General features: G+C 74.0%; 6 protein-coding genes. 3 read left to right on the forward strand and 3 right to left on the reverse strand.

Annotation, left to right across the window (positions count from 1 at the left end; genetic code table 11):
- Positions 1 to 161 precede the first annotated feature (161 nt).
- Positions 162 to 758, reverse strand: a complete 597-nt coding sequence (locus AB0M46_RS50960; RefSeq protein ID WP_363348942.1) for a hypothetical protein — start codon at positions 756 to 758, stop codon at positions 162 to 164.
- Positions 755 to 2,440 (reverse strand): right-handed parallel beta-helix repeat-containing protein, encoded by a 1,686-nt coding sequence (locus AB0M46_RS50965; RefSeq protein WP_363348943.1) that lies wholly within the window; start codon positions 2,438 to 2,440, stop codon positions 755 to 757. The genes AB0M46_RS50960 and AB0M46_RS50965 overlap by 4 nt, the downstream gene beginning before the upstream one ends.
- A gap of 53 nt (positions 2,441 to 2,493) precedes the next feature.
- On the opposite strand from AB0M46_RS50965, the gene AB0M46_RS50970 reads away from it, so the two are divergent.
- Genes AB0M46_RS50970 through AB0M46_RS50980 form a run of 3 tightly spaced genes read left to right on the forward strand, consistent with a single transcriptional unit; the run spans position 2,494 to position 4,260 of the window.
- A complete protein-coding gene (locus AB0M46_RS50970) occupies positions 2,494 to 2,877 on the forward strand; it encodes a YwqJ-related putative deaminase (protein WP_363348945.1) in 384 nt (127 codons plus the stop codon).
- Positions 2,874 to 3,356, forward strand: coding sequence for an SUKH-3 domain-containing protein (locus tag AB0M46_RS50975; RefSeq protein WP_363348947.1), 483 nt, complete (start codon positions 2,874 to 2,876; stop codon positions 3,354 to 3,356). Before AB0M46_RS50970 ends, AB0M46_RS50975 begins: the two co-directional genes overlap by 4 nt.
- Positions 3,357 to 3,360: 4 nt before the next feature.
- Complete coding sequence (locus tag AB0M46_RS50980) at positions 3,361 to 4,260, forward strand: SseB family protein (protein WP_363348949.1); 900 nt, start codon at positions 3,361 to 3,363, stop codon at positions 4,258 to 4,260.
- Here the strand turns inward: AB0M46_RS50980 and AB0M46_RS50985 are convergent.
- A partial coding sequence (locus AB0M46_RS50985) for a hypothetical protein (protein ID WP_363348951.1) occupies positions 4,261 to 5,148 on the reverse strand: 888 nt, incomplete at its 5' end.

The raw sequence follows: 5,148 nt of genomic DNA on the forward strand, positions 1-5,148 counted from the left end.
CCACCGACCCCGACACGGCCACGCCCAGCGATCTGGTCTGTGACGTGGCCCTCCCATTCAACTGAGCCAACAGCCTACGAACGTCGAGTCCTGCATGTGCGAAAGACGGGTCTAGACGCGGCGGAGCACCGCGTAGAAGTTCTGATTCGCGCATGCCCGGGTCAGGGCAGCAGGTCTGGGCGGTAGCGGCGGAACCAGGCGCCGATCGGGCCCTTCGGCCAGTCGCGGTCGATCATCGCCAGGCTCATGTTCAGCGCCTGCGGCTCGGCCAGCGGCACCCACTCCGGGCCGGCCTGGCGCTGCTGGGCGGCCTGCGACTGGCTCAGCAGCTCGCCGACGCCCGTGATGCCCGGCCCGCTGTTCGCGTCCGCGAACATGTCCGCGCCGAGCTGGGCCGCCGCGCGGCCCGGGCCCCACGGGGCGATCACGGCGCTGGTGCGGCGGTTGATGAGGACCACGCCGCCGATGTCGGGCCAGCGCATGCGGGCGATCTTGCCGTCGCGGCGGAGGAACTCCACGCCGGTGGGGGACAGGCGCAGGCCGTGGCCGCGGCTGGCGACCCGGTGCAGCAGGACCATGCCGCCGACGAGGAGCACGGGCAGTACCACCGACATCACGTAACCGCCGATGACGTAGCCGATCATCCAGCTCAGCAGGGCGACCACGATGTTGGCGGCCAGGTAGGGCTTGAGGTGGGTCTTCCAGGTCTGCGACCAGGTGGCGCGGAACTCCTCGGCGGAGGGGGAAGGAGATGTCATGCGACGACCGCCTCCAGGTCGGCCAGCTCCAGGATGCGCAGCTCGTCCAGGGTCGGGCGGCGGCCCAGGATGCGCAGCCGCTGGGCCTGGGCCTTGCGCACGCTCTCGAAGAACTTGCGGGCGTCGCGGGCGTTGCCGAAGTTGGCGTCGCGCTCGACCTGCCCGAAGTGGCGCAGCAGGGCGGGCTCGACCTGGTCGCCCAGCTGGTAGTCGTCGGCGGTGCACATGCGGCGCACGATCCGGACGAGTTCCTCGGGGGTGTAGTTCTCGAAGACGATGGTCTTGGTGAAGCGCGACGCCAGGCCGGGGTTGGCCGAGATGAACTCGTCCATCTCCGCCGTGTAGCCGGCGGCGATGACCGCGATCTCGTGGCGGTGGTCTTCCATGAGCTTGACCAGCGTGTCGATCGACTCCTGGCCGAAGTCCCCGCCGGAGCCCATCGAGCGGGACAGCGTGTAGGCCTCGTCGATGAAGAGCACGCCGCCGCGGGCCTCCTCGAAGGCGGCCGAGGTCTTCTCGGCGGTGTGGCCGAGGTACTGCCCGACGAGATCGCGCCGCGAGACCTCCTTGAACGCGCCCTTCGGCAGGACGCCCAGGGCGGCCAGGAGCTTGCCGTAGATGCGGGCCACGGTGGTCTTGCCCGTGCCGGGGGCGCCGGCGAAGACGAGGTGGTGGCTCATCGCGCCGACGGAGAGGCCGGCGCTGCGGCGCCACTCGTTGACCTGGATCTCGTCGATGAGGGCGCGGACCTCGTCCTTCACGCCGGCCAGGCCGACCATCGTGTCGAGGTCGGCCAGCAGCGCCTCGACCGCGGCCGCGTCGCCGCCGCCGGCCGGGCTGGCGTCGCCGATGGTCAGGGGCGGCGCGTCGGGGCGGGCGGCGATGACCGTCGGGGTGGCGCCCTCGGCGATGTCCAGGGCGGGCACGCCGGTGTTCTCGATCTGGCACTCCTCGACCAGGCCGGCGCAGCCGCGGGCGAAGGAGATGCCGACGCCCTGCGTGTCGTGGACCTTGCACCGGCGGATCGTGGGCGCGCTCTGGTGGGCGATCATCACGCCGGCGTCGCCGGTCTGGGTCACCTCGCAGCCTTCGAGGGTGGGCTTGCCGAACTGGTACACGTACACCCCGCGCCGCCCGCAGCCGCGCACCGTCGTGGCGGTGATGAGCGGGTCGGCCCCGATGCGCACGATGATGCCGTCCTCGGCGATCTCGCTGATCTGGCAGTCCTCGATGGTCCCGGCGGCGTCCTCGACCACGATGCCGAACTGTGCGCCGGTGATCGTGCACTTGCGCATCTCGATCGAGCCGCCGGCCAGGTCGACGCCGGGGCCGAAGCGGGAGCCGAGGTCGCAGCCCGACAGCGACAGCTGCGTGCCGCGGGCGGTGACCACCGCGGCGTCGGCCGAGCGCAGCGTGAAGCCCTCGATGGCGAGGGTGGCGTTGCGCGCGCTCACGGCCGGGTACGGGATGTCGGTCGCGTCCAGCGTCACCGGGCCGCCCGCCGGGTCGGCGCCGACCAGCCGCAGCCGCTTGCCGGTGACGAAGATGGCCTCCGCATAGGTGCCCGGGGCCACCGCGATCACCGAGTCGTCGGTGGCCGCGGCCAGCGCGTCGCCGATGGTGGCATACGCGCCCCGCTGCTGCGGTGAGACAAGGAGTGTGCGAATGGTGACTCCAAACAACGGCTCGAATCCAGTGACGCCCTCGCATTCTATGGCCGGATAGGCTGTCGGCCATGAGCCGCGAGCTGCCGATGACCGCGGGGGCGCTGCTGGTCGGCGATGGCATCTACCAGCACACGTCGGTGCGCGGCGACACCGCGCCGGAGCTGCACTCGCTGATCCGCCGGTTCCTGCACGAGCTGCCGGTCGAGTCGCGCGAGCGCTTCGCCGGCTCGTGCGCCGAGACCGTGCTGGTCTCCGACCGGCTGCACGAGGCCGAGCGGCGCATGGGCGCCCCGCTGACCCCGTCGGCGGCCCGCGCCGAGCTGTGGGGGGCGCGCGTGTCGGTCGTGCACATTCGCGAGGAGGGCGACCCGATGCACGGCCGCCCGGCCCGCCCGTGCCGCACCTGCGCCGCCCTGCTCGACTGGCTGGGCATCGAGGTGAGCGAGCAGTGAACCTCCCCGTGGAAGTGGACGCGGCGCTGCGCGAGGCCGGCTGGACCCCCGGACGCACCGACCCGGCCCGGGCCCGGATGTGGGCCCTCGCCCTGGCCTCGCACGCATCTCCGAGCGGCCACCAGCACACCGTGGTGCCGCCGGCCATGACCGCCTTCGCCGAGTTCGGCGGCCTGGCGGTGCGCGCCGACGGCGCCGGCGAGCAGATCGCCCGCTGCGGCTTCGTGCTCGACCCGCTGCGCGGCCTGCACGCCGCCTCGACCCTGGCCGACCTCGGCGAGCTGATCGGCGCGCGGCTGACCCCGATCGGCGCCGAGCGCGACGACGCCGGGCTGCTGGCGATGGACGAGCACGGCCGCGTGTTCGTGCTGGACCACACCGCCGACTGGTATCTCGGCGCCTCGATCGAGGAGGCCATCACCACGCTGGTGCTCGGCCGGATGCCGGCCCGGGTCAGCGACGACGGCACCTGGGCGTGATCGCGTGACGCTGCCCGGGTTCGCCGACTGGCGCCCCACGACCGAAGCCGAGGAGGCGATGGCCGCGGCGGTCGCGGCGGGCGACCAACTGGCCTACTGCAAGGCGCTGGCCGAGGAGGCGCTGTACCTCCCGATCACCCCGGCCGCGGCCGCCGCCCGCGAGCCGGTCACCCTGGCCACCTCCCAGGCCGGCGGCGTGACCTACGTGCTGGCGTGGACCTCGGGCGCGGCGCTGCCGCCGGAGATCCCGGCCGTGCGCCGCGCGCCGCTGTTCGAGGTCGTGCACTCCGTCGCCGGGCTCGGCTGGGGCATCGCCGTCGACCCGGGGCTGCCGCTGCAGGCGTTCCTGTCGCCGGACGCGGTGCGCACGCTGCCGCCGTGGGAGCCGGAGTGGGCCCCGCTGGACGACGCGCTGCGCCGCGCGGTGGCCGCCGGGGACCGCGACGCCTACATGGGGGCGCTGCTCGACGCCCACCTGCTGCTGCCGCTGCCGACCGAGGAGGAGATCGCCGCGGCCGTCCCGCCGTCTGACGCGCCCGACCCGGACGAGTACTGGACGGCCGTGCGCACCGACCGCATCCTGCCGAGCGTCTCGCGCGACATCACCGACCCGCAGTTCCCGTGGTGGCGCACCGAGCGGGTGGACGGCGGCCCGGTCATCTTCGCGTTCTCGTCGCAGGCGCAGCTGCAGGCCGAGGTCGGCGACCGGGACTGGATCGCGGTGCGCTTCGTCGACGTCGTGGTCGCCTGGCCGGAGCCGCAGGACTCCACGCCCGGCGCCGCGCTGCGCATCAACCCCGGCGGGACCAACGGCGTCGAGCTTCCCGCCGAGGCCCTCGCCGCGATGTACGAGCTCGTCCTGGCGGCGCTGCACGAGAAGAACCGGCCCCGCGAGGAGTCCTGATCAGCGCTGGGGCTCCCCGTGGTACTGCCGCTCGACACTCGTCGGCGAGAGCCACACGTAGCGGTTGGCCCCGCCGCCCATGAGCGCCAGCATCTCGGGGGTCATCTCCTGCAGCAGGCCCGTGCCGCCCTCGGTGAGGTTCAGGGCCGACCCGGCCACGGCCGCCTCCTGCCGGCTCAGCTTCTGCAGCATCACCAGGTCGCAGCCCTGCAGCGTGTGCGCGTGCTCGGCGCCGAGCTTGCGGACCACGGTCACCTGCGTCTGCCACGGCCCCAGATCCGGCCGGGCGCCGAAGCCGACCTGGCTCACGTCGGTGACGATGAGCAGCGGCTGGCGGGCGCTGGCCGGGGCCGACGGCGGGCGCGGGTCGTTCCACAGCGCGAGGCGGTCGTTCATGCCGGTCGCCCACTCGCCGAGCCCCTGCCACGGCCGCGGGTCGCCGGTCATCACGATCACCCGGGCACCGAGCGCCAGCGCCCGGAACACCAGAATCCGCTGCGCCCAGAGCCCGCCGACCAGCGTCACGCGGGTCGCCTCGGGCCGGAAGATCCGGATCGGCACCGGCTGGCGCTGGTAGTCCACGCCGAGCATCAGCCCGGTCGCCCCGGTGCCGCCGCGCACCTGCCCGAGCACGGCCGCGCTCACCTCGTGCCAGCCGACGTGCAGCCGGGGCAGGCTGTGCGACAGCGGCCGCCGGGCCTTGCCCGGAGCGACCGCCCCGGCCGCCCCCGACGGCGGGCCGCCGGGCCCGTCCGGCCGCTGGGCCAGGTCCTCGGGCGCGGCCTGCACCGGCTCGGCCGGCGCCGCCACCGCGGCCGCCGCGGCCTGCATGTGGCGCAGCCGGAACAGCACCATGCTCGACACGGCCCGGGAGCCGACCGCGGTCAC

The organism is Dactylosporangium sp. NPDC051485 (genome assembly GCF_040682015.1).
Classification (GTDB): domain Bacteria; phylum Actinomycetota; class Actinomycetes; order Mycobacteriales; family Micromonosporaceae; genus Dactylosporangium.

Bases quoted from the DNA above. Each gene is read 5' to 3' on its own strand.
- AB0M46_RS50960 (WP_363348942.1), bottom strand. From the start codon at position 758: ATGACATCTCCTTCCCCCTCCGCCGAGGAGTTCCGCGCCACCTGGTCG.
- AB0M46_RS50970 (WP_363348945.1), top strand. From the start codon at position 2,494: ATGAGCCGCGAGCTGCCGATGACCGCGGGGGCGCTGCTGGTCGGCGAT.